The following is a 24,941-nucleotide window of genomic DNA, read 5'->3' on the forward strand; positions in this document are numbered from 1 at the left end:
TGCCGCCCAATTCCGGATATGAAATCGTACTTTTAGTATTAAAGCTATAAGCTTACTCTTGAGAAATAAATATTATGATTTAACACTAAAAAACGCTCAAATCTATGAATTTTTATCGATTTAAAGCTATTCTTTTTATAATTTTTAGCTGTTTCTTACTGCAAACAGTCCTTTTTGCTCAAAGTAATATCAAAATTACGATCAAAAAGAAAAATATGACCTTACAAGAAGCATTGCAAGAAGTAGAAAAACAATCTACCTATTTAGTTGCTTTCAATGAATCTAAACTGGAGAAAACCAAACGGGTTGATTTGAATATCAATGCCGAACCTCTCGAAAAAGCTCTTGATATCATCTTATCAGGCACGGGGCTAACCTTCAAAATCAAGGATAAATATATTATGATTATCCCGGTTTCTAAGTCGGTTCCGATGAAGAAAAGGATAACAGGTGTAGTGCGTGATGCTAACGGAGAACCTCTTATTGGCGTTAATGTTTCAGTAAAAGGAACTTCCTCTGGTACAGTAACCAATCTTGATGGTGAATTTTCTTTGGAAGCTGCCAAAGGAGAAATAGTAGAATTCTCTTATATCGGTTACACCCCCGGTGTTCAAACGATATCGGACGCTACTGCATTAAATGTAGTGATGAAAGAAGACTCCCAGGCTTTGGATGAAGTTGTTGTGACTGCACTGGGCATCAAACGTGCAGAAAAAGCATTGAGCTATAATGTACAGAAAGTGAAATCAGAAGATATAACTGGAATAAAAGACGCCAACTTTGTAAACAGCCTGAATGGTAAAGTTGCCGGTGTGACTATCAACAGCAGTGCTTCCGGCCCTGGTGGTGCTACACGTGTTATTATGCGTGGCGCAAAGTCAATCGTAGGTAATAATAATGTATTGTATGTGATTGATGGTATGCCCATTGGCAATCCTTCTAAAGGGGAAATAAAAGATGAATATTCGGCGCCAAGTAGTGGTGAAGGTATCTCTGACTTCAACCCTGATGATATTGAAAGTATCTCTGTGCTCACAGGTCCTTCGGCTGCAGCTTTGTATGGCTCGTCGGCTGCCAATGGCGTGATTCTTATCAACACCAAAAAAGGAGAAGAAGGTAAATTGAAAGTTAGCGTATCCAATAATACCGAATTTTCTTCCGCTTACATCATGCCCGAATTTCAGAATCAATATGGCAACAGGCCCGGAGCTTACAAGAGTTGGGGAGATAAACTGGATACTCCATCTACTTTCAATTCAAAAGACTTTTTTAATACAGGATTGAATGTGATGAATTCTATCAATCTCTCTACCGGTACAAAGAGTAATCAGACCTTTTTATCAGCCGCCACTACCAATTCGAAAGGTATTATTCCCAATAACGAATATTATCGTTATAATTTTACTTTACGTAACACAGCTACCCTGCTGAATGATAAACTGCATCTGGATTTAAGTGCCAGCTATGTCTTGCAGGGGAATCAGAATATGTTGTCGCAAGGTCGTTATTTCAATCCGTTACTGCCATTATATCTATTCCCCAGAGGAGAGGATTTTGAAGCAGTGAAGATATATGAACGTTATGACACTAACCGTAAACTCCCGGTGCAGGAATGGAGTTATGGAGATCAGGGGATGAGTCTGGAAAATCCTTATTGGATAATAAATCGAGAGATGTTTACTTCTAAGAAGAAACGCTATATGTTCTATGCCAATGCGAGATATGATATTTTAGATTGGTTGAATGTTGCCGGGCGTATTCGTATCGACAATACCAATACGACAACAGAAAGAAGATTACATGCATCTACATTACAATTACACGCACAGTCAGATAAAGGACATTATACCAAGAGTTTGGAAGAATATCAGCAAACATATGGTGATGTTATGTTAAACATCAATAAGATGTTTGGTAATTTCAACTTGACAGCAAATTTAGGAGCCAGCTACGAAGATCATTATACAACAGGAATGGGAATCGGTGGAAAACTATTTACTGTACCTAATTTGTTTTCGGCTTACAATCTTGATCCAAGTTCAGGGCCTGGAACAGAATCTTATAGTCGCAATCGTACAATCGGCGTATTTGCCAGTGCCGAGTTAGGATATAGGAGCATGGTTTATCTGACGCTGACAGGGCGTAATGACTGGGCTTCGCAGTTAGTAAACACCAATCATCCTTCTGTCTTTTATCCTTCGATAGGCCTTTCGGGAGTTATTTCGGAGATGATGAAGCTTCCAGAGTTTGTTTCATTCCTAAAAGTAAGAGCTTCTTATACGGAGGTAGGCTCCCCCATATCCAAACAAGGATTAACCCCAGGTACGGTAACTGATGATATGATTGGTGGAGTTATCAATCCTAATTCGATCTATCCATTTCCTGACTTTGAACCGGAGCGAACAAAGTCTTATGAACTGGGCCTAAATTTGCGTTTATGGAATAATCGTATTAATATTGACGCTACTTTATATCAATCCAATACGTACAAACAATTATTTCTTTCTTCTCTGCCGCCAACTTCCGGTTATTCCGGTTTCTATGTGCAGACGGGGAATGTTCGCAACAGAGGTATCGAGCTATCAATAGGGTATACAGATAAATTCGGTTCATTCGGTTATTCAACCAATGTGACTTATACAGCAAATGAGAACAAGATTCTTCGGATGGCCCGCGGTTATGTGAATCCGATAGATAAATCAACTTTTGATATAACAGAACTTACTTTGACTGAAGCCGGCGGAGTTTATTTGCGTGAAGGTGGTTCGATAGGGGATGTTTATGTGAAAGGAATCTTGCAAAGAGATAGAAATAAGATGTTGGTCGAAGAAGGAGGTGGCTATCAGATAGACCGTTCACAACGCATCAAGATTGGTTCGGCTAATCCCGATTATACTATTGGCTGGAGAAATGATTTCAATTGGAAAGGTTTAAATTTGGGACTTTTATTTAATGTAAGGGTAGGGGGGATTGTTACTTCGCAGACTCAAGCCTATCTGGATGCTTATGGAGTCTCAAAAGAATCGTTGAAAGCCAGAGAAAACGGCGGCGTATGGGTTGATGGAGTACAATATGATGCAGAGAAATATTATAATACGATTGGCGGACAGAACCTGATGGCATATTATGCATATAGTGCAACCAATGTTCGTTTGCAAGAAGCCAGTTTGAGCTATACTTTCCCTAAAAAGTGGTTTGGCAATGTAATCAATCGGTTGACAGTGGCTGCTATTGGGCGTAATTTGTTGATGATTTACCGGAAAGCTCCATTTGACCCGGAAATGGTATCATCAACAGGTACATATAACCGTGGTGACTTTTTTATGCCACCCAGTTTACGAAATGTGGGATTTAGTGTGAAAATAGATTTTTAACCTTTTAAAGATACAATGATATGAAACACAATAATATAGAAAAGAGAATCGGGAGTTTCTTATTGGCTACTTTTCTATTTCTGCTGTTAGGTACTTCTTGTATAGATGATTTTGCAGAGATCAATAAGAATCCTCTTTATCCTGATAAAGAAGTGGAAAAGCAAGATGGGATACTTTACGGAGCATATTTAGCAAATTTCCAAAAGGCAGTTATTCCCATCGGAACAGCAGCTGATAAGACAGAGCCGGTAAATAGGTATCAGATTAGCGTCAACTTGGCTGGTGATGCATGGGCGGGATATATGTCTGCACGCGAAAATAAGTGGAATGGTGCTCTGAATTTTACGAATTATTTTATGTATGAGAATTGGGTGAATTATACATTTGGCTTTATGGTGACAGATGTATTCACCCCATGGATTCAGATCAAACGTAATTCACAGGATGAAGGAGCCAAAAATGATGAAATTTATGCGTTGGCGCAAGTGATTAAGATTGCGGCATTGCATCGCACTACTGATATGTTTGGTCCGATACCTTATTTCAAGGTAGGAAGTGGCTCCTTTAAAGTTCCATATGATTCACAGGAAGATGTATATCGCTCATTCTTTAAAGAATTGGAAGAAGCAATAGATATGTTAACTAAATATTCGGAAAAAAGTGATAAAGTTCTTGCGGATTTTGATGCAGTGTATGAAGGCGATGTGAATAAATGGATTCGTTTTGCCAATTCACTAATGTTGCGGTTGGCTATTCGTGTTCGTTATGCAGATGAAGCATTGGCCAAAGAATATGCAGAAAAAGCAGTAATCCATCCGAAAGGACTGATTACTACGCCGGAAGATGCTCCGAAAATGGGAAAAGGTGCCGGGTTGCAGATGAAGAATCCTTTGAAGACAATTAGAGACGAATATAATGATACGCGTATGGGAGCTACTATTTATTGTTATTTGCAAGGATATAGCGACCCTCGTGGTGCTGTATATTTTAATAAAGTAAGTGGTGCTTTTAAAGCTGTGCGTACCGGTATTCCTCAAACCAATGTTTATGGAGATTTCTCTACTCCCAAGACCAGTGAAGATGATCCCCTCTACTGGATGAAAGCATCCGAAGTCTTGTTTCTGAAGGCAGAAGGTGCTTTGGCAGGGTTTGAAATGGGAGGAAAAGCTAAAGATTTTTATAATGACGGAGTACGTATGTCATTCCAGGAGAATGGGGTAAGTGATGCTGATACATATTTGGCAAATAGCTCTTATAAACCGGTCAATTATACAGATTCGCAGAACTCTTCTTTGAGTGTAGAAGCTCCAAGTGCAATAACCATTCGCTGGAACGAATCGACAGATGCCATAGAGGAAAATCTAGAGCGAATTATAACCCAAAAATACCTGGCAATCTATCCTAACGGACAGGAAGCGTGGACGGAATGGAGACGTACCGGTTATCCTCGTCAGATTGTAGTAGCAGAGAATAAAACGAATGCTAATGTTAGTACAGGTAATGGATTTAATCGGGGCGGAGTGCGCAGACTGCCATATCCTCGTAATGAATATGACCAGAATGGAGCCAACGTGAGCGATGCGGTAAGTAAATATCTGAATGGTACGGATGATGCGGCTACCAATGTGTGGTGGGATAAGAAATATAAATAAGAGGACCTATAAACTAATAATCATATGAAAAATTTATTATTAATATGTATCAGTTCCATCTTGATAATGAGCGTTTTCGCTTGCAATGAATGGAATACGCCTGAAACGTTGAATTTGGAAGATGAGGCTGTAAAAGACCTTTATTCTAAGAGAGATTCTGCTAAATGGGCAGAAGAAGACAAACGTCATGAAGAGAATGAGAAAGCATATGCGCAATATTTGGAGAACCTGAGAGCCTATAAGAATTCCAAACATCCGATTATGTTTGGTTGGTTCAATGCCTGGCAACCGGATGGAAATGGTAAATACCCGAAATTGTCATTGATACCTGATAGTATGGACGTTGTTTCTATTTGGGGAAACTGGCATTCACTGACTGAAGATAAAATAAAAGAACTTCGTGAAGTGCAGGCAAAAGGTACCAAAGTTGTAATAGGATGGATTATTGAGGATATTGGCGACCAAATCAAATGGGGACGTGAAAACTGGCCGAAAGATGATAAAGAAGCTATTGTAGCCTATGCACAAGCCATTGTCGACACAATTACTAAGTACGGTTATGATGGATTCGATTATGATTATGAACCATCGTACGCTTCTCCTTTCAAGCCGGGAAATCATTGTGGAAATCTGACTTCATGTTCTCAAAACTACGATAAGGAAAAAGAAATCTTGTTTATGAAAACTATGCGTGAATTGTTAGGCCCCGACAAGTTATTCCATTTGAATGGTTCTATTCATTGGCTGGACCCGAGTGCTGCAAAGTATTTCGACCGTTTTGTCGTTCAGTCTTATGCAGGGAATACAAGTGAATTTAATAGTTGGACTAATATGATTATGAATCGTTTGGATATAAGAATGGATCAAATCGTATTCTGCGAGAGTTTTGAAAATAAAGGGGCCAGTGCTAGAAAGGAATTTCCAAAAGCATATGCTGAATATGTGGTTTCTAAAGGTGGAAATTTAGGCGGTATTGGCGTATATCATATAAATGAGGATGCAAAAGAAGATAATACCTATATTAATATTCGCACGGCTATTTCAGTCATGAATCCACCTGTAAATGAATAATGAATCTATTAAAAGTGTAATAAGATGATGAAATATATATATAATAAATATTGGATTGCTTTGATAAGCCTTTCATGCTTGTTGTTGACTAGTTGTGATTATGCTGACGGTGAAGGAGAAGCTTCTGCAAATGCAGTATATATGGAAACTCCTGATAATAAAGGAGTGTTGCCATTTGTGTTGGAACCAGAAGGTGGTACTATTGCGATAACTCCCCGGTTAGCCAATATTACCGGTCAAGAAGTTACGATTAAAGTAGAGTATGACAAATCAGTGCTCGACACATATAATAAGAAAAATGCTACCTCCTATGTCGCGTTGCCGGCTTCTGCTTTTAAACTGTCTGATGGCGGTCAGAAAGAGATGACAGGAGGCATTGACATTAAAGTTGCTAAGGGAGATTTTGCCACTCAGGCATTTGTAAAAGTGGGAAAACTGGATGAAGAGCAATTCCCGAATACTGAGAAATATGCTATACCCTTGTTGATAACCAGTGCTTCTGCATATACGTTGATACCTTCGCAACGCACGGTACTTTTGTTATTAAATCGTCCACTAGTAACTTCTGTCGCTTTAGTATCCGGTTATTTTAGGTATAAACCAGCTAATGTATGGACACAACCGGAATGGACTATTCAGATGAGTGCTATGTATTCTTCTTTATCCAGAAGCAATCTGACAACTGCCTTTATCAGCAATTGGGCGGGTAGTGAATTCTACACGCGTATTAACTCTAACCAGGGAATTCAGGTGAAGAACGGACGTGACGGAGATGATACATGGACTCAGGTTTCGTTACAACCGCATAAATGGTTACATATCTCCTATGTGCATAAAGATAGAACAGTGACCGTTTATGTCAATGGAAAAGTACATAAGGTATTTCCTACGGGTGCAATTTGGATGACAGAGGATAGCTGGATTCAAGTTGGTAATGACGGATATAAAAATGATTATCTGCGTGAATTGCGATTTTGGAGTAAGGCATTGACCGAAGCAGAAATCAATGACATGCTTTATACTCCTGTATCTCCTGACACTCCGGACTTGAGAGCTTATCTTCCTTTGACTAAGGAAGCAGGAACAAAAGATTTGGTAGCTCCGGAAGGTGCAACACCTGTCGAATTTACCGGAAAAATTGAATATGTGGAGAATGTAAAATTCCCTTCTGATGATTTAGTAATCGTAGAGAAGTAGTTTTTAATAATAATATATGAAAGATATGAATAACATAATAACATATATAAAAAGTATTTTATGTATAGGATGTCTTCTTTTCGTCACTTCTTGCGGAGATGATGGGGTAGAAGTTGTATCTCAAGATGTTTCCTGGACTATGGATAGTCAATATATAGAGGAAGACGTGCGCGAAGAATTGGGTATCAATCCGTTTATGGATCTGGTTTATTTCAGTTATTACAGTACTCCGTTAATGTCGGTCAAAGCGAATTACGATTTGGAGCACGTGACACTTGTCGGTGACAATGATTTTTCTTTCAATGTGAAAATAACGAAACCTTTCAAGGAAGATTTGAAACTGAAGTTGACGACGATTTCTAATACCCAATTTCCGGTAGCAGTAGAAGAATATACAAAAGTGGCGGATGATAATTGTATATTAGGAACAGCAGTATTGAAAGCCGGGGAATTAGAGACTACAATTAAATTTAGTTTCAAGGACATCGATAAATTAAACGAATTACCAGGTTATGTATTGGCTTTGACCTTGGTTATTGAAAACCAACAAGAACACTTGGGGGTATCAAAATCGCGTGGAACTTTTTTTATAAAAGTAGATACTGCGATTCAAATCGAGAATATCGAAGCTAGTAATGAACCTATTGAAGGAGAATTATTTAATGATATTGTAACATTTGAATCAGATATACGACCAGATAAGTTATCAACATTGAATGATGGAGATCGTAAGAAGAATTCATGGTATACTTCTAATGCGCAAAATTATTTGACTATGAAATTCTCAAATTCTGTGACTCTAAAGGGTATTATGGTGGATACTAATCCAAGTGTTACGAGTAATTATGCATTGAAGAGTGTGAAAGTAATGGTAGATAAAGGAAATGGGCAATGGTTGAGTAACGGTGTATATGAACAAGGGCATGTGAAGGGAGTGGCGTATATTAAGTTTAAGACTCCGATTGATTGCGTCGGGATACGATTTGAAGACATTATGTCTATTACTAATAGATTTACGGTAGATGTTAATGAAGTGACCTTTATCAAGTAACTGTAATAATGGCAAAAATACTATATATTCTATTGTTGATTCTGTGCATGACCTCTTGCAGATTAAAAGAAGAGACTATGCTTAAGTCACAATTGCCCGGTACTTATATCGGATTAGCCCCTTGTGCTGATTGCGACGGTGCCTTTTCCGGCATAACGTTTGAAGAAGATGGGACAGTATGGTTCTATTCCTCGCCGAATCAACAGAAAGCAACATCGCAAAAAGGTTGTTGGGATATAAAGAACTCGTTGGTTTACGTGATAATGAGAAGTGATACATTTTATTATCGTCCGGCATTACCGGACAGTATTATCTCACTTTATCGAGACAGGCGAAATCCCAAAGAACTTATAGAGTCTTATACATTAAAAAAATATCTGCAAAAATCAGATAAGGGCAGTGTCCATAATATTGTGTAAATGTAAACGGGATTCAGTTATAAGTTCTCTTATATCTGGATTCTGTTTTCAAAAATAAGCATAAACTGGTTCATAATCAATCCCCAGTTAGTAATCGGCATTGTCCATTTCTTCTCAATCTCCATCAAGGAAAGGTATACCATCTTCTTCACTGCGTCATCCGACGGGAATGAAAGCTTTGATTTAGTGTACTTTCTGATTTTTCCATTCAGATTTTCAATGAGATTTGTGGTATAGATTATTTTTCTGATTTCCAATGGGAACTGAAAGAAAACAGTCAGATCATCCCAGTTGTTCCTCCATGAAAGAATGGCATAAGGGTACTTCCCTCCCCATTTCTTTTCCAGATTATCAAGCTCCGCGGCAGCAACTTCCTTGTTTGGCGCATTATAGATATTCTTCATATCTGCCGTGAACTTTTTTTGTCCTTGTAAACGACATATTTACATGAGTTTCTTATCTGATGTACAACACAAATCTGAGTTGATGACTGAGGGAATACGGTACGTATAGTGTCCGTAAATCCGTTCAGGTTATCGGTACAGGTTATCAGTATATCTTGTACCCCACGGGCCTTCAAGTCAGTGAGAACACCCATCCAGAAGGCGGAACTCTCTGATTTACCCACCCACATGCCAAGAACTTCCTTCAAGCCGTTTTGTTTCAGGCCGACACAGAGATAGACAGTCTTGTTGATAATCTTCCCGTTGTCACGGACCTTGAAGACAATACCGTCCATCCAAACGATGAGATAGACCGGGTCCAAAGGACGGTTCTGCCATTCTTGAGCAGCCTGGTTTACTTTGTTTGTGATGATGGAGATGGCAGAGGTGGAGAGTTCTATCTCATAGATCTCGCGCATCTCTTCTTCTATATCGGACACACTCATTCCTTTGGCATATAAGGAGATAACAAGCTTTTCTATGGAAAGCCCGCGGCTTTCATGCTTGGGGACTACTATGGGTTCAAACTGACCGTTGCGGTCACGAGGGATGGGTATGACAGCCTCGCCGTGCTCGGTCTGGATTTTCTTGGGGTAACTGCCGTTACGGGAATTACCACTGTTATTGCCGGAAACAGAATGTTTCTCATAACCCAAATGAGCATCCATCTCACCTTCAAGCATCTTCTCCAGCACTTGGGCGTGGAGCTGCTTTAGGAACTTGCTTACGTCTGCCTCAGTTTTGAAATGGCTGAGGAACTCCTTGGTTAAAACCTCATCAGGCACTACATGATTCTCTTTCATAATCTTTTTCATTTTGCAAATCTATTAAATAAAAAAATACGAAACTCGTACTGAATCCCGTATTTTACATTTACACAAAATATTTTATAGTGCCCAGATAAGTAAAAAAGAACGAGGATATGGTTATATGTACCATATCCTTGTTTACTTTAGAGAGAAACCTCTCTTCCTCACTTAAAACCTAAACCCTTATAAAATTACTTACTATTATAAGCCACCAACATCCAAACCAGTTTTTCCTGTTCTTTCAGATAATCGCTCATCATCGAAACGGTTACTTCGTCTCCGGCTTGAGAAGCGATAGACAGAATCTTGCGTTCCTCACCGATCAGATAGCTGATAGACTGGAGAATGCTGTTCAAAGCTTCGTCACCATCGCTCACCTTGTCCACTTCATTGATATTAGCCACTTTCAGATAATCACTGAATTTGTTGGCAGGAGTTCCGCCCAACATTAGGATTCGTTCTGCTATTTCGTCCACCTTTTCGGCTGTGTCGTCATACATCTTCTCGAACTGGCTGTGGAGAACGAAGAAATTATGTCCTTTGATATTCCAGTGGAAACCGCGAAGATTGGTGTAATATACTTGGAAGTCCGCTAATAGTTGTTGCAAAGATGCTACTACGTTGTTTGCTCCCGATTCATTCAGTTTGATAAATTCTAAAGTTTTCATATTCGTTTTATTTTTAATGATTTATACTCGTTTTATTTTTTTTCTGTACTGCAAAGATAAGGCGTAAAATGCTTGCTGTCAAACTGAAAATTTCTATCTTTGCATAGATGAAATCTATAACTTTAAATAATTTGATAGATGACAATACAACAATTGGAATACATATTAGCGGTAGATCAGTTCCGGCATTTTGCCCGGGCGGCTGAATATTGCCGGGTGACGCAGCCTACATTGAGTGCCATGATTCAGAAGTTGGAAGACGAGTTGGGCGTGAAACTGTTCGACCGAACCGTGCAACCCGTTTGCCCTACTACTATCGGGCAAAAAGTGATTGATCAGGCACGGGTGATTTTAGCTCAGGCAGCTCAGGTAAAAGAGATAATCAGTGAAGAGAAACAATCATTGTCCGGCATATTCCGTTTAGGAGTATTGCCGACGGTAGCTCCTTACCTGCTTCCGCGTTTTTTCCCCCAATTGATGGAGAAGTATCCGGAGTTGGATATTCGGGTGACGGAAATGAAGACGCAGGATATTCAGCAGGCCTTGCACGCCGGAGATCTGGATGCGGGAATTATCGCCAGCAAGCTGGAGGATAGTTTTCTGACGGAAGAAACATTGTTTTACGAGCAATTTTATGCGTATGTATCCAAGAAAGAACCCTCCTTCAAACATGATGTTATCCGCACCTCCGATATAACCGGTGAACGGCTTTGGCTGTTGGATGAGGGACATTGCTTTCGCGACCAACTCGTTCGCTTCTGCCAGATGGAAGCGGTGAAAGTCAGTCAGATGGCCTATCGTTTGGGCAGTATGGAAACCTTCATGCGGATGGTGGAAAGCGGAAAAGGAATCACGTTTATCCCCGAACTGGCTGTCGTGCAGTTGACGGAAGAACAACGTAAACTAGTGCGGCCCTTCGCTATCCCGCGTCCTACACGCCAGGTTGTGTTGGCTACAAGCAAAGATTTCGTTCGCCACACTTTGCTTTGCGTCCTCAAGGAAGAGATAAAATCAGCGGTCCCTAAAGAAATGCTGATGTTGCAGTCCGTTCAGTGTTTACTGTAGTCTGCCAACTCAGTGTTTGCTGTAGTCTGTCAACTCAGTGTTTGCCGTAATCTGTCAACTCGGTGTTTGCCGTATCAACTTACTTTCGCCGTTTTATTCTTGAGCCATTGGCTTATTTCAGCTCCTTTGAAATAGATAATCAAGGAGCTGACAATAATAATCATTCCTGCCACTGTACTGAATGTGGGATATTCGTCCGGCAGCATAACCCAACTCAGTACTGCACCGAGAATGGGATTGATCAGCCTGCACATATTGATATCGCTGACTTTCGCTCCTTTGCTTTGCAAGGCGATAAACCAGAAGCTGAAGGCGAAGACCGAGATAAATACGAGAATGCCGAGACTGATATAGAATCCGCTTGGCTTTCCGATGAAAGAATGATAACCTTCCGTGCCCAATCCTACCATATATATAAGTAGGCCTCCGAAAAACATCTGTACGGCATTCAGGAAAATAGGATTCACCTTTCCCTTATCTTCCGAAACGGAGATGGCGGAATAGCCTTGAAAAATGATACTAAGCAGCAGAAGCACGATACCCGTAATTCCTTTCCAGTCGAGCGGCTCGCCGTCACTTCCCATTCCGATGATGAGGAACAGTCCGATAAGGCTGACAATGAGACTGATAATCTTATGCGCGTTTAGGCGGTCATCGCTTGCGAGCAGATGAGCCAACAATACATTGATAAGGGGAGTCATTCCCATGATGATAGATGAGATGGCCCCGCTTACAAAGTCCACGCCAAAATAAAAGGCCGTGTATCCCATAAACATATTGATAAGCACCAGGTTCAGAAATAGTTTGCTGTGTTGCCGTATTTCCTGCCACATTCCTTTGTGCCAGGTATATGCGAATAAGATAATCCCCACAGTCGTGAAACGGAGTCCGGCAAAATTCATGGGAGTGAAATCGTAGCTCAGCCCTTGTTTGATAAAGGGATTGACGATAGCCCATAGAACAGAGGCCAATATAGCATAAAAGAGTCCTTTTTTCATTTGAAATAATTCCTTTGTTTAAAAAATGTTGCAAAGATAGCTATAATTGTATAGATATACTTTGATTTTCAGACTTAATTGCTTATTTTTGGAAAATAAACAAATAACAATATTGATTTACTATGAAGAAGTACATTTCAGAAATGATCGGGACAATGGTACTTGTCCTTATGGGATGTGGTAGTGCCGTTTTTGCGGGCAGTATGGCGGGAACAGTAGGTGCCGGTGTGGGCACGGTAGGTGTGGCTTTGGCCTTTGGATTATCAGTAGTGGCGATGGCGTATGCTATCGGAGGCATTTCGGGATGTCATATTAACCCTGCTATCACTTTAGGGGTATTTCTGACAGGACGTATGAATGGAAAAGATGCAGGAATGTATATGCTTTTCCAAGTGATCGGAGCTATTATCGGCTCGGCTATTCTTTTTGCTTTGGTTTCTACCGGAGCCCATGACGGTCCTACGGCAACGGGATCGAACAGTTTTGGTGACGGGGAGATGTTACAGGCATTCATTGCGGAAGCGGTATTTACTTTCATTTTTGTATTGGTAGTGCTTGGTGCTACCGACTCGAAGAAGGGGGCAGGTAATTTGGCAGGACTTGCTATCGGTCTCACTCTGGTGTTGGTGCATATCGTATGTATTCCTATTACGGGCACTTCTGTCAATCCGGCACGCAGTATTGCTCCGGCATTGTTCGAGGGAGGAGAAGCCTTGTCGCAGTTGTGGCTATTCATCATTGCTCCTTTCGTCGGAGCTGCCTTGAGCGCTGCCGTATGGAATTATTTGGGAGATAAGAAATAACTCATAAAAAAAAAGAAAAGGACGGCAGTTTCACAACTACCGTCCTCTTTGCGTAATTAATATATTAAAAAAAGAGTGTTTTTCATCTTAGATTAGCAGATTAGGGAAATTTTACTTCATAAGTTTTAATGCCGCTATATAGGGTATTTACGCGAATTCTCAGTCCTTTCTTTCCTTCCATCCGGTCCTTGATTTTATCCAGCTTGAAAGATACGTATCCCTCACCCAAAGTCTGGGGATAGTCTCCCTCACTGTTGTGACGGAATTCAAGATTGATATATTCATCCTTTCCGCTACCGTCTTCTGCGGTAGGAGCGGCTTCCGCTTTGGGGATTACCAGATTCAGGAAATGTTTTTTATCTGCACTGTGCGTACCGTAGTATTGGAATTCAATCGTCAGATATTTGTTATCTTTGTTGATACGCATATCAGTAGTGTTTATTTTATCATCTCCGATTTTCTCTTCAGTATTTTCATCGTCATCCATCTCGACGATATCTTTTGTAAGTATTTCATTAATCTGTTTTACTAGCACATTGTAGTCATATCCGTTTACGGGAGTTTCCAGTTCGTTAAAAATGACAAAGGCGCGTTGCCCCTCTGCAAATTCCGCACTGTTCCATTCCTGGCCATTATTGGGATACATCTTTTCACCGTTATCGAGAGTGAAATAAAAATCCTTGCTATCCTGGCTGATTTTGTTGATCGTGCTGATAACCAGCAGGTCGGCCGGACCGTCGTTATCGTCCAGGCATGACTGAAGAATCAGCGTAGTGGTCATAATAGCAAAGATAAAGGCAATGAATTTAAATTTCTTCATATACATACTTAGGTTTTAGATTGATTAATTATTGCTTTGTATTGGAGAAATGCGTAGAGAACGGAAATATTGCATTCGAATCTGTTAAAGAAACAAAAGTGCAAAAAGAGTTGTTCTCTAGGTGCAGTATTTCTATCTTTGCTGTATTTATAAGGTAAACACGTGTATAGGAGAATGGAAGAATTTGAGTTGTCGGAACAATGCAGGCTAGGCAATAACCGTGCCCGCAAGGAGCTGTATGAGCAGTATGCGGGGCGTATGCTTGGCATTTGTCTTCGGTATACCGGCGACCGTGATACTGCCCAAGACCTGCTTCACGACGGTTTTATAAAGATATTCGATTCTTTCGACAAGTTCACCTGGCGGGGTGAAGGTTCCCTGCGGGCGTGGATGGAGAGAGTGATGGTCAACATTGCATTGCAGTATCTTCGCAAGAACGATGTGATGAATCAGTCGACACCTTTGGAAGAGCTGCCAGAGGAATATGAAGAGCCGGCTGCATCCGATGTAGAGGCGATTCCGCAAAAAGTGCTGATGCAGTTTATCGAAGAGTTGCCCGTCGGATACCGTACCGTGTTTAACCTTTATACCTTCGAAGACAAGTCGCATAAGGAAATTGCCCAAGCATTAGGTATCAATGAAAAATCTTCGGCTTCGCAACTGTTTCGCGCGAAGAGTGTATTGGCAAAAAGAGTAAAAGAATGGATAATGCATAATGGATAGATAGAGATGGAAGAGAAAGAATTGTGGATGAATAAGTTGAAGGAGAAGCTCGCGGATTATTCCGAGCCTGTACCTGCTTCCGGTTGGGAACAACTGGAGAAAGAGCTTATGCCTCCTGTGGAGAGGAGAATATATCCTTATCGAAGATGGATGATGGCTGCTGCAGCCGTTATATTACTGGCCGTTGTCTCGTCCGTAAGCCTGTATTTTCTGGGAACACCTGCTGCGGATCATATACGTCATACGCAAACTCCGGCATTGGCTTCTATGTCCGATGCGTTGCCGGGAGTACAACGACCGGATGTACAGGGCTCTTCCGTGGAACCTGTATTGAGACCGGTGGCTCGTGAGAACCGGTTGGCGAAGGCGGCTCCTGCAGTTGCCGAACATAAGGCGATAGGAGACGGATTTGCAGTGAAGGAGGTTGAATCTGTTTCGGAAGAAGTTGAACCTACGGTGAAGGAAGAAGCGGAAAAGATGGAAGAAAAGCGTTCGGATATGACACAGACTGAGAATGATGACCGATCTACTGTCAGAAGACCTCGCCGGCCTTCCGGTAAGGATAAATATCATATTCCGGCAGAGAAAGCGACTTCCCGAAAAGGGACATGGTCGATGGGGCTTTCAGTCGGCAATTCAGGAGGGGCTTCGACGGAAGTGGGGACAGGAATCAATCCTTACATGTCTCGTGTGAGTATGCTTTCTGTTTCAGACGGTTTGATGGAGATTCCTAACGACCAGACATTGGTTTTTGAGGGTGGAGTACCTTATCTGCTTCAAAAAGAAAGGCGGGTAGTAGACATTAAGCATCACCAACCCATCTCTTTCGGATTATCCGTCCGTAAAGCTTTGGCGAGAGGCTTTTCCCTTGAGACGGGGCTGACCTATACATTACTTTCTTCGGACGCGAAACTTGCAAATGAAGAACATCAGATAGAACAGAAGCTGCACTATGTCGGTATCCCATTGCGTGCCAACTGGAATTTTCTGGATAAGAAACTCGTGACTCTTTATGTATCCGGTGGTGGTATGGTCGAGAAGTGTGTTTATGGCAAGCTCGGTTCGGACAAGGAGACGGTGAAACCTCTGCAATTCTCGGTATCCGGTGCAGTGGGTGCGCAGTTGAATGCCACGAAACATATCGGTATTTATGTAGAACCGGGTGTCGCTTACTATTTCGATGATGGTTCGGATATTCAGACGATACGAAAGGAGAATCCGTTCAATTTCAATATACAGGCGGGTGTCCGTTTAACTTATTAATCAGACTGTAACTATTCAAAATAATCATATTGATTGATAAAGAAAGTCTCGATTTGTTGAGTCAAATCGGGATTTTCTTTTAGTGCTATATTGTTGATGAGCATATATGCACTCTTTTCTATGTTTTCTTTATGATAGAAAAACTTGTCACTAAAATAAGTTGCAATAATTCTTGCATAAACTCTATATCTTTTTGTACATACAGTATCTTCATTGAACCCATTGGCTCCAATAAAACCGAATGAGGCTTTGGGGTTCTCTTTATAGATAGACAGCATTATATTTATACAAGTATTAATGATTCTTCTCGGTTCGAATGTGTTGGTCATTATCCTGTACTTATTAGGGGACAATCTATGACTTTTCTGATAAAACTTTACCGCATAGATATTACATTTATATTGTTCTACTCTGACGATATAAACTAGATTTGATTTAGTGGATTTGAATCTGTATAATGATATAGATAGAAGTCCATCCTCATTTCCTCCATCTTTCTGGATGAAGAGGAATGGATATGCGCTTTCTAACATTTAGAGTATATAAGGATATACAGGAATCCTTCTTTTATTTAATTCTTCTTTGGATACGTCAGACAATACAAACTTTTTCCCTCCATTTGTTTTTGAGGGATTTATCTTGGTCTTTTGCTTTTGAGAAAGCATTTTTATTTGTTTCGTTTTTATATTGCCCATTATTATACTGTATGCTTTTATACGTCATTACTCTGCAAAGATACGAAATATCTCTGAAATCAGTAGAAACTTTCTTGAATTTTAGAAAAGAAATAAGTCTAACTTTCATGCGGTATCTTTGCTTATTCATCGAATAACCTCTATATTTGTGGGATACTAATTTGAAGATGCAATGGATACATTAGAACGTAAACTGCCGATTGGGATACAGACATTTGAGAAAATGCGTACAGAAGGATGTCTGTATGTGGATAAGACCGACATCATATATCAGATAGCAGCTACTAAAGTTCCTTATTTCCTAAGTCGTCCCCGTCGTTTTGGCAAAAGTCTGCTTCTTTCCACTTTCGAAGCCTACTTTCAAGGTCGGAAAGACCTGTTTGCAGGCTTGGCTATTGAAAAACTGGAAACGAAATGGGAACAATATCCTGTTCTGCATCTTGATTTGAATGCGAGAAAATATGAGACGGCGGCGGATTTGGTGGCCATGTTAAACCAATATTTGGAGAAATGGGAAGATTTCTATGGCGACGAAAAAAAAGACCGCAGTCCCGAAGAACGTTTTAGCTATGTCATCGAACAAGCCTGTCTGAAAACAGGAAAAGGAGTCGTTGTGTTGATAGACGAATACGATAAACCTTTGCTGCAAGCCCTTGGGGATGAGAATTTAATGGGGGAATACCGTCGTATTCTGAAAGCCTTTTACGGTGTGTTGAAAAGCTCCGATCGCTATCTTCGGTTTATCTTTCTGACAGGTGTCACAAAATTTGCGCAAGTCAGTGTTTTCAGCGATTTGAATCAATTGAATGATATTAGCATGAAGATTCCTTATGCCAATATCTGCGGTATTACCAAAAAGGAATTGTTGGCCACGTTCACACCGGAACTGCAACGGCTGGCAGAAGTGCAGGAGATGTCTTTCGATGATACAGTCGATAAAATGACAGCCATGTATGATGGCTACCACTTCACATATAGCGAGGAAGGATTGTTTAATCCTTTCAGCGTGCTCAATGTTTTTGCTGGATTGATGTTTGATAACTATTGGTTCCAGACCAGTACTCCCACATATCTTGTGGATTTGTTGAAGCAAAGTGACTATGACTTACGCTTGTTGATAGATGGGTTGGAAGTCGGTAGTTCCGGTTTTGCGGAATACCGTGCCGAGACAAAGAATCCCCTTCCGATGATTTACCAAAGCGGTTATCTGACTATTAAAAACTTTGATAAACTATTGAACCTATACACGCGAATATAAAGTAGTGTAATGTTGCAAAATTCTAGGATATGGTGGATTCAACAGATGAAAAACATTTATTAATAGATTTAAGAGACGGTTCTTTTCAAGCATTCGAAAGATTGTATAATATGTATAGTGGTAAACTGTACAATTTCATTATGCGGTTGTCTTCCGGCAATCAATATATGGCAGAGGAGATAGTGCAGTCCACTTTCATCCGTATATGGGAAGTGCGGGAGAAAGTAGATCCCGATGCTTCATTCATATCCTTTCTCTGTACGATAGCCAAGAACCTGTTGATGAATATGTACCAGCGTCAGACTGTTGAATATGTTTACAATGAATACTTGATGAAAAACGGGGTAGACCGTGATTCGCAAACCGAAGATAACATCGATTTACGTTTTCTGAACGACTATATTGATTCTTTGGCGGAAGAACTGCCGGCACAACGCAAGAAAATCTTTATATTAAGCAAGCGTCAGAATTATACAAATAAGGAAATAGCCGAGGTAATGGGAATTTCCGAAAGTACGGTTGCTACCCAACTATCTTTGGCGGTAAAGTTTATGCGCGAGCAGTTGATGAAACATTACGATAAGATAATTGCGCTTTTGCTCGCTTTTTGTGTTAATGAAATGTAATTATAACCTGCTCTTTTAGATAAAGGATAAGATGAAAATGTATACCAATAAATAAGTAGGCAAGAAGATGGATAAGACATATTATAAGGAACTGATTGAGAAATATTTCGAAGGAAATATAACGGATGACGAAATAAAGGAATTGTCCGGCTGGATAAAGAACGACCGTCGGTTGCAGGACTGGTGGGAAAATGAATTCTCCCGGTCGGATACCGATATCAACCCGATACTGCGTGATAAACTCTTTGCACGTATCAAAGAAAAGACACAAGGAAAAGAGAAAAAAAGAACCATTCGCCCGAATTATTGGAGATGGGTTGCCGCTATGCTTCTACCTGTCTGTATCGCTTTTTTCACCTACTATCTTATAGATTCTTCCCGGACAATGGAAGCCCCCTTTGTGGTGAAAGCCAATAAAGGGGACAAAGCGACTATTGAATTGCCGGACGGCACGAATGTCGTGCTCAATTCAGCTTCCCAATTAAGTTATCTGAATAATTTCGGAGAAAAAGTTCGTCGTGTGCAACTGAATGGTGAAGCCTATTTTAAAGTAGCCCATGATGAGAAACATCCCTTTGTCGTGCAAATCGGTGATTTGGAAGTGAAAGTACTTGGTACATCTTTCAATGTATCCGCCTATGAAGACTCCAGGGATGTGACAGTTGTTCTGTTGGAAGGGAAAGTAGGTGTTTATGTGCAAGCAACCTCGCATATAATGAAGCCCGGAGATAAAATTGAGTACAATAAAGTCACTCATAAGATAACAACCACCCAAGTGCATCCGAATGATTACATCGAATGGACAAAAGGAAATATGTACTTTGAGAAAGAATCTTTGGAAAATATCATGAAAACCCTTTCACGTATTTATGACGTAGAGATCCGCTTCGATTCCGGAAAACTACCTAAAGAATACTTCACGGGAACTATTCCGGGTGGCGGTATACAGAATGCTTTGAATATTCTGATGCTAACTTCACCTTTCTATTATGAGATGGATGGTTCGGTGATTGTCTTGAAAGAGAAATAAATAGATAAGCATTCTTTCAAATAATAGTAAAAGCCATTTCGGAGTTTCACTTCTAAGGAATGGCTTTTTTATTCACACAATCAAATAAGTTAACGAGAGTTAAAGATAGATAGGCGCTTGGACGGGAGGATATAGCAGTCTGTATACCTATCAAACAACTTAAAAAGTTTGGATATATGAAAAACAGAAAACACCTTGTAAATCTCCCTCAAACCCACAGGGAGAGAAGTAAGAACTGGAGAACACTACGGGCTGTATGCCTGCTATTGTTCCTAAGCATCTCTTTTGCCGCTTATTCTCAAATAACGGTTAATTTGAAAAATTTGTCTTTAAGAGCCTCCTTAAAGAAGATTGAGCAAGTAAGTAGTTACAAATTTTTCTACAGTGAAAGTCTGTCTGAATTAAATCAGAAAGTGTCGTTGAATGTTCAAAATGCGACGATTGACTATACAATGACTCAACTTTTAGGCAGAATGGATCTGACATACAGAAAAGAACAAGACAATGTGATTGTATTGATTCGTAAAGCCGAGGAGAAGTCAGTTGCTAAAAAAGTAACAGGTACCGTTGTAGATGAAAAAGGAGAACCTGTTATCGGCGCAAGCATTGTGGTAAAAGGCAAGTCACACGGAACGATCACAGATTTCGATGGAAAGTTCACATTGGCTGATGTGCCGGAAAAAGGAATATTGACAATCTCTTATATAGGGTATAAGACAGTCGATATTTCTACCACTGGTCAGACATTAGTGAAAGTTGTACTTCAGGAAGACAGCAAAATGATTGATGAAGTTGTCGTGGTCGGCTACGGAGTTCAGTCACAAAAACTAGTGACAACTTCCATCAGTAAAGTAAAGATGGAAAATATAGACCAAGGTAATGACTATAACCCGATAAAAATGCTGCAAGGACGTGTAGCAGGTGTGAATATATCCTCTGCTTCCGGCACTCCGGGAGAAGCCCCCAATGTGACCGTTCGTGGTATTGGTTCCGTCAGTGGAGGAAGCTCGCCACTTTATGTCGTTGACGGTATCCCGAGCGAAAAATATCCCAACCTGAATCCGAATGACATTGAAAGCATGGAAGTCTTGAAAGACGCTTCCGCCGCTGCTATCTATGGTTCGCGTGCCAATGCCGGAGTCGTATTGATAACCACCAAATCTGGTCAGCAAGGCAAGACAAAGGTAGAAGTGTCCGGCCGCTACGGATTTGCCTATCTCGCCAGTGACATTGAAATGGCTAATTCGACGGAATATATGAATACCATGCAAGCCGCTATCGACAATTACAATGTACAGATGGGAGCTAACCTTCAACTGTATACTCCTTCTCAAATTCAGGAAACCGATTGGGTGAAAGAAATATCAAGAAAAAACTCAAAGACAGGTACCGGCTCCATCAGCATCTCCGGTGGAAACGAAAAGACTACTTTTTTCGCCTCTTTGGGAGCCAATACCCAAGAAGGATATTTGAATAAAAGTAGTTATGACCAATATAATATGCGTGCGAAATTCACTCATAAAATCAATAATATCTTCAAGCTGAATATGAATTTGGCAGGTTCCGCCAGCCGTTCAGACCTGTTGGAAGAAACGAGCACCAGTCTGAAAGTGCTGCGTACGGCACGCGAAGAACAACCCTGGTATTCACCCTACAAAGAAGACGGAACATCCTATAAAGTGAACGGAACGGATATTCTGCGTCACAATCCCGTAATGCTGATAAATGAAGAAGACTGGGTGGCAAAGAAATACCAACTATCCGGTGTATTCAGTATAGACGTTACCCCCTTCAAAGGGTTCAAATACACACCGACCGTAAGCGTATATGGCATTTTGGATAACACCTCTAAAAAACTGTCGGACAAACATGACGCCCGCAAAAACAGCAGCGGTTGGGGAGCATTGGCGGAACAAAAAGACCAGAGTTTCCGCTATGTGATAGACAACATATTCTCTTACAACAATGAATGGAACAAACTGATCTATTCCGTCATGCTGGGACACTCGTTTGAAAAATACACGTATGAGCAATTCGGTGCAAAGAGTGACAACTACGCCAACGGCGCATTTCCTTCCTCAAACTTTGATTTGATCAATGCAGGCCCCAATATTTATGCCGGAAACATCAGCTATACCTCTTACGCTTTGGAATCCTATTTCGGACGAATCGCCTTGAACTGGGATAACAAATATATACTGAACGCCTCTTTGCGTAGTGACGGTTCCTCCCGTTTTGCGAAGAACAAGAGATATGGTTATTTTCCCTCTGCCTCCTTTGCATGGCGGGCATCCAATGAAGAATTCTTCCCGAAAAACAAATATGTCAATGATGCCAAGTTAAGATTAAGCTGGGGTATGACAGGAAGCATGGCAGGAGTGAGCAATTATGCTCCGCTATCACTTATCAGTGCGGGCGGTGCTTCTTACAACGGTTCCGCCGGATTCCAGATTTCACAAGACGCCCGTGCCTTGACTTGGGAGAAAGCCAGCCAGTTCAATATCGGATTTGATATAGAAATGTTCCAGTCCCGCCTGACTCTGAACGTAGATATGTTCTATCAGAAAACCACCGACCTGCTGTTCAAGAAACCGGTCAATGCAACCACCGGATATACTACTTTGCAATCCAATATCGGCTCATTGGAGAATAAAGGACTCGAGTTGGCTTTGAATGGCAAAATCCTTACCGGAAAGTTCAAATGGGATTTGGGAGGAAACATCTCTTTCGTAAAGAACAAGTTACTTTCCCTGATCGAAGGAAATGATATGTATATAGTACCCAGTAGCGGAAGTAACCTTCTGGGCGGTTCGATGCATGCTCTAATCAACGGCCAGCCCATCAGTACATTTTATATGCTGAAGATGGAAGGCATCTACCAGCGTGACGACGAAGTGCCTGCGAAACTTTACGCTAAAGGCGTACGTGCCGGTGACGTGAAATATTTCGATTATAACGAAGACGGCGACATTTCCGATGCCGACCGGATGAACGTAGGAAAAGCTATCCCTGACTTTTACGGAGGTATCACTTCCAACTTTTCTTACAAAGGTTTTGACCTGTCTCTGTTTGGACAATTCTCCGTAGGCGGCAAAGTGATGTCGGCATGGCGGGGAGTGAATGGCTCCGAAGGTACCGACCATTTGGGACTCGCACTGTCGAATGTTAAAGTAAGCGACCGGGGCGAATCTGTGGAACAATATTTTAATGTAAGCAAAGAAGTGGCCAACGGATACTGGCGCGGAGAAGGAACAAGCAACACAATCCCCCGTCCTGTACGAATTGGAGTGCATACCGGATACGATTATGACTACAACGTACAGACCTCAACACGTTATCTGGAAGACGCTTCCTACTTTAAACTGAAAACAGTGACTTTGGGCTACACCTTGCCGGAATCGGTTGTTAAGAAACTTCGCGTGAACTCATTAAGAGTCTACATTTCGGCAGATAATCTGCTGACTCTCACCAAGTATTCCGGTTATGATCCCGAAACATCATTCTCCGGCAGTCCGGGCGATTCAAATTATGGCGTTGACTTCGGTCTGCAACCTGTATTGAGAACATTTATTTTTGGTCTGAATCTAAACTTTTAAAAACATAGATGTATGAAACGATACTATACTATAATCAACTATTTGCTGTGTAGCATTTGCCTTTTCTGGATGACGGCTTGTTCAGGTATGCTGGACGATATGCGGCCTAAAGATCAGATCCCTCAAGATATGTTGAGTGAATCCGATTTGGAAAAGTTATTGAATGGAGTGTACGCCGAAATGGAAGAACTGATATTCAAGTTCTATATGGACGGTGACGTAAAGGGTGAGAATTTCAAGGCAGGTCCCGGTTTCTCCCTGAATGACCCGATGTTGATGGCTCCTAGTTCCAAAGAAGTTTTGAGTCAGTGGCAAAAATGCTTCACAACCCTGAAGCAAGTAAACTTTCTGGTCGAAACATATGAAGCATCATCTCATAAAGAAAACCAGGTAGTGAAGCAGACAGGCGGTACAGGATATTATTTCAGGGCCTTGATTTACTATCATTTAGTCACTCGTTGGGGTGGAGCTCCTATCTTACGTAAACGTACCTATGACGTTGTGCCCATCTCTCCCGAAACTGAAGTATGGAGTTTCATAAAAGAAGACTTGACGAAAGCGGAAGGATTATTACCTGAATTTACAGACCGTTTTTATGTATCTATTAGCGCTTGTGATGCACTGAATGCCAAAGTATGCCTGTCTTTGAAAGACTATACAAACGCAGCCGCCTATGCCGACAAGGTGATTGCCAAATCTAATTTTGCATTGAGTGCTACCTCGACCGAGTATGCCAATGCCTTTGTCTCCAACAGCAGTAGTAAAGAACTGGTCTTTGCGCTAGCCAACAAGCGCAGCACAAGTCTACTGCTATTCTACCAAACGGTGAATGATATCGACCCCACTTGGGATTATTCTCCCTCTACTGACTGTTACGGGCATCTCTACGATGATACAACCGTCAAGAAACAAGATATACGTGCAAAAGCCGTGTTTGGTGCGGATAATAGTCGCATTATCAAATTCCCGAATGGAAGTACCGGACAGTTTGTCACCAATGAACAGCCGTCACAAACCCCGATTGTAGTTACCCGCGTAGCAGAGATGTATCTGATTAAAGCAGAAGCATTGGGAGCTACCAACGGACTGTCTACACTGAAAGAGTTTATGAACAAACGCTACGCTACTGTTTCGCTACCCTCAAGCATGACTGATACCGAATTTCAGAACCAGATACTTGATGAGCGTCACCGTGAACTGTACGCGGAAGGTCAACGATGGTATGATTTGAAACGGACCAACCGACTGGACTTGTTTACTTCCTTGAACGGCAGAAACTATCTGATGTATTATCCGGTTCCCCAATCGGAACGCGACTTGGCGGGAGAAGAAAACTATCCTCAAAATCCAGGTTATTAACTATCTTAGAAAGAACAGAGT

Annotated in this window: 18 protein-coding genes and 2 pseudogenes; 15 read left to right on the forward strand and 5 right to left on the reverse strand. The window is 41.0% G+C overall.

What is annotated here, in order from left to right:
- Positions 1–104 precede the first annotated feature (104 nt).
- The 6 genes from GD630_RS03185 to GD630_RS03210 all read left to right on the forward strand — a co-directional run bounded on the left by GD630_RS03185 (position 105) and on the right by GD630_RS03210 (position 8,764).
- Positions 105–3,374 carry a TonB-dependent receptor gene (locus GD630_RS03185; RefSeq protein WP_143867922.1) on the forward strand — a complete coding sequence of 1,090 codons (3,270 nt, stop codon included), beginning with the start codon at positions 105–107 and terminating at the stop codon, positions 3,372–3,374.
- Between the two features lie 20 nt (positions 3,375–3,394).
- Positions 3,395–5,026 carry a RagB/SusD family nutrient uptake outer membrane protein gene (locus GD630_RS03190; RefSeq protein ID WP_143867924.1) on the forward strand — a complete coding sequence of 544 codons (1,632 nt, stop codon included), beginning with the start codon at positions 3,395–3,397 and terminating at the stop codon, positions 5,024–5,026.
- A 24-nt stretch (positions 5,027–5,050) separates the two neighbouring features.
- A complete protein-coding gene (locus GD630_RS03195) occupies positions 5,051–6,097 on the forward strand; it encodes an endo-beta-N-acetylglucosaminidase family protein (protein WP_143867926.1) in 1,047 nt (348 codons plus the stop codon).
- Positions 6,098–6,121: 24 nt separating this feature from the next.
- Positions 6,122–7,294, forward strand: a complete 1,173-nt coding sequence (locus tag GD630_RS03200; RefSeq protein ID WP_143867928.1) for a BT_3987 domain-containing protein — start codon at positions 6,122–6,124, stop codon at positions 7,292–7,294.
- 25 nt (positions 7,295–7,319) lie between these two features.
- Positions 7,320–8,345, forward strand: a complete 1,026-nt coding sequence (locus GD630_RS03205; protein ID WP_143867930.1) for a DUF1735 domain-containing protein — start codon at positions 7,320–7,322, stop codon at positions 8,343–8,345.
- A gap of 77 nt (positions 8,346–8,422) precedes the next feature.
- Positions 8,423–8,764, forward strand: a complete 342-nt coding sequence (locus GD630_RS03210) for a copper resistance protein NlpE N-terminal domain-containing protein (protein WP_182505695.1) — start codon at positions 8,423–8,425, stop codon at positions 8,762–8,764.
- Positions 8,765–8,793: 29 nt separating this feature from the next.
- Here GD630_RS03210 and GD630_RS03215 read toward each other — a convergent pair.
- Both GD630_RS03215 and GD630_RS03220 read right to left on the reverse strand, forming a co-directional pair.
- Positions 8,794–10,010, reverse strand: a pseudogene (locus GD630_RS03215) (IS256 family transposase).
- A 197-nt stretch (positions 10,011–10,207) separates the two neighbouring features.
- Positions 10,208–10,684: a Dps family protein gene (locus GD630_RS03220; RefSeq protein ID WP_143868754.1), complete on the reverse strand. Its 477-nt coding sequence runs from the start codon at positions 10,682–10,684 to the stop codon at positions 10,208–10,210.
- Between the two features lie 138 nt (positions 10,685–10,822).
- Here GD630_RS03220 and GD630_RS03225 point away from each other — a divergent pair, with 138 nt between their 5' ends.
- On the forward strand, positions 10,823–11,749 hold the full coding sequence (locus GD630_RS03225; protein WP_143868756.1) for a hydrogen peroxide-inducible genes activator: 927 nt from the start codon (positions 10,823–10,825) through the stop codon (positions 11,747–11,749).
- Positions 11,750–11,823: 74 nt separating this feature from the next.
- On the opposite strand, the gene GD630_RS03230 is transcribed toward GD630_RS03225, so the two are convergent.
- Positions 11,824–12,747, reverse strand: a complete 924-nt coding sequence (locus GD630_RS03230) for a DMT family transporter (RefSeq protein ID WP_007754063.1) — start codon at positions 12,745–12,747, stop codon at positions 11,824–11,826.
- A 122-nt stretch (positions 12,748–12,869) separates the two neighbouring features.
- Between GD630_RS03230 and GD630_RS03235 the strand changes: the two genes are divergently transcribed.
- Positions 12,870–13,550, forward strand: a complete 681-nt coding sequence (locus GD630_RS03235) for an MIP family channel protein (protein WP_143868758.1) — start codon at positions 12,870–12,872, stop codon at positions 13,548–13,550.
- Positions 13,551–13,650: 100 nt separating this feature from the next.
- On the opposite strand, the gene GD630_RS03240 is transcribed toward GD630_RS03235, so the two are convergent.
- Positions 13,651–14,370: a NigD1/NigD2 family lipoprotein gene (locus GD630_RS03240; RefSeq protein ID WP_143868760.1), complete on the reverse strand. Its 720-nt coding sequence runs from the start codon at positions 14,368–14,370 to the stop codon at positions 13,651–13,653.
- 174 nt (positions 14,371–14,544) lie between these two features.
- Between GD630_RS03240 and GD630_RS03245 the strand changes: the two genes are divergently transcribed.
- Positions 14,545–15,093 (forward strand): RNA polymerase sigma factor, encoded by a 549-nt coding sequence (locus GD630_RS03245; protein ID WP_143868762.1) that lies wholly within the window; start codon positions 14,545–14,547, stop codon positions 15,091–15,093.
- Between the two features lie 6 nt (positions 15,094–15,099).
- Entirely contained in the window at positions 15,100–16,356 is a 1,257-nt protein-coding gene (locus GD630_RS03250; RefSeq protein WP_143868764.1) for a porin family protein, read from the forward strand.
- A gap of 11 nt (positions 16,357–16,367) precedes the next feature.
- Here the strand turns inward: GD630_RS03250 and GD630_RS03255 are convergent, their stop codons facing one another.
- Complete coding sequence (locus tag GD630_RS03255; RefSeq protein WP_229092608.1) at positions 16,368–16,685, reverse strand: hypothetical protein; 318 nt, start codon at positions 16,683–16,685, stop codon at positions 16,368–16,370.
- A 538-nt stretch (positions 16,686–17,223) separates the two neighbouring features.
- Here GD630_RS03255 and GD630_RS03260 point away from each other — a divergent pair.
- The 5 genes and pseudogenes from GD630_RS03260 to GD630_RS03280 all read left to right on the forward strand — a co-directional run.
- A pseudogene (locus tag GD630_RS03260) lies at positions 17,224–18,300 on the forward strand (ATP-binding protein); the annotation flags it as partial.
- 38 nt (positions 18,301–18,338) lie between these two features.
- Positions 18,339–18,935 carry an RNA polymerase sigma-70 factor gene (locus GD630_RS03265; RefSeq protein ID WP_143868766.1) on the forward strand — a complete coding sequence of 199 codons (597 nt, stop codon included), beginning with the start codon at positions 18,339–18,341 and terminating at the stop codon, positions 18,933–18,935.
- A 67-nt stretch (positions 18,936–19,002) separates the two neighbouring features.
- A complete protein-coding gene (locus tag GD630_RS03270) occupies positions 19,003–19,965 on the forward strand; it encodes a FecR family protein (RefSeq protein WP_143868768.1) in 963 nt (320 codons plus the stop codon).
- A gap of 176 nt (positions 19,966–20,141) precedes the next feature.
- Positions 20,142–23,561, forward strand: a complete 3,420-nt coding sequence (locus GD630_RS03275) for a TonB-dependent receptor (RefSeq protein WP_143868770.1) — start codon at positions 20,142–20,144, stop codon at positions 23,559–23,561.
- Between the two features lie 12 nt (positions 23,562–23,573).
- Positions 23,574–24,920, forward strand: a complete 1,347-nt coding sequence (locus GD630_RS03280; RefSeq protein WP_143868772.1) for a RagB/SusD family nutrient uptake outer membrane protein — start codon at positions 23,574–23,576, stop codon at positions 24,918–24,920.
- The last annotated feature ends 21 nt before the right edge of the window (positions 24,921–24,941 follow it).

Origin of the sequence: Bacteroides zhangwenhongii (assembly GCF_009193325.2) — a bacterium.
Taxonomy (GTDB): Bacteria; Bacteroidota; Bacteroidia; order Bacteroidales; family Bacteroidaceae; genus Bacteroides; species Bacteroides zhangwenhongii.

Coding starts and splice junctions, on each gene's coding strand:
- GD630_RS03185 (WP_143867922.1), top strand. CDS start 105: ATGAATTTTTATCGATTTAAAGCTATTCTTTTTATAATTTTTAGCTGT.
- GD630_RS03190 (WP_143867924.1), top strand. CDS start 3,395: ATGAAACACAATAATATAGAAAAGAGAATCGGGAGTTTCTTATTGGCT.
- GD630_RS03195 (WP_143867926.1), top strand. CDS start 5,051: ATGAAAAATTTATTATTAATATGTATCAGTTCCATCTTGATAATGAGC.
- GD630_RS03200 (WP_143867928.1), top strand. CDS start 6,122: ATGATGAAATATATATATAATAAATATTGGATTGCTTTGATAAGCCTT.
- GD630_RS03205 (WP_143867930.1), top strand. CDS start 7,320: ATGAATAACATAATAACATATATAAAAAGTATTTTATGTATAGGATGT.
- GD630_RS03210 (WP_182505695.1), top strand. CDS start 8,423: ATGCTTAAGTCACAATTGCCCGGTACTTATATCGGATTAGCCCCTTGT.
- GD630_RS03220 (WP_143868754.1), bottom strand. CDS start 10,684: ATGAAAACTTTAGAATTTATCAAACTGAATGAATCGGGAGCAAACAAC.
- GD630_RS03225 (WP_143868756.1), top strand. CDS start 10,823: ATGACAATACAACAATTGGAATACATATTAGCGGTAGATCAGTTCCGG.
- GD630_RS03230 (WP_007754063.1), bottom strand. CDS start 12,747: ATGAAAAAAGGACTCTTTTATGCTATATTGGCCTCTGTTCTATGGGCT.
- GD630_RS03235 (WP_143868758.1), top strand. CDS start 12,870: ATGAAGAAGTACATTTCAGAAATGATCGGGACAATGGTACTTGTCCTT.
- GD630_RS03240 (WP_143868760.1), bottom strand. CDS start 14,370: ATGAAGAAATTTAAATTCATTGCCTTTATCTTTGCTATTATGACCACT.
- GD630_RS03245 (WP_143868762.1), top strand. CDS start 14,545: ATGGAAGAATTTGAGTTGTCGGAACAATGCAGGCTAGGCAATAACCGT.
- GD630_RS03250 (WP_143868764.1), top strand. CDS start 15,100: ATGGAAGAGAAAGAATTGTGGATGAATAAGTTGAAGGAGAAGCTCGCG.
- GD630_RS03255 (WP_229092608.1), bottom strand. CDS start 16,685: ATGACCAACACATTCGAACCGAGAAGAATCATTAATACTTGTATAAAT.
- GD630_RS03265 (WP_143868766.1), top strand. CDS start 18,339: ATGGTGGATTCAACAGATGAAAAACATTTATTAATAGATTTAAGAGAC.
- GD630_RS03270 (WP_143868768.1), top strand. CDS start 19,003: ATGGATAAGACATATTATAAGGAACTGATTGAGAAATATTTCGAAGGA.
- GD630_RS03275 (WP_143868770.1), top strand. CDS start 20,142: ATGAAAAACAGAAAACACCTTGTAAATCTCCCTCAAACCCACAGGGAG.
- GD630_RS03280 (WP_143868772.1), top strand. CDS start 23,574: ATGAAACGATACTATACTATAATCAACTATTTGCTGTGTAGCATTTGC.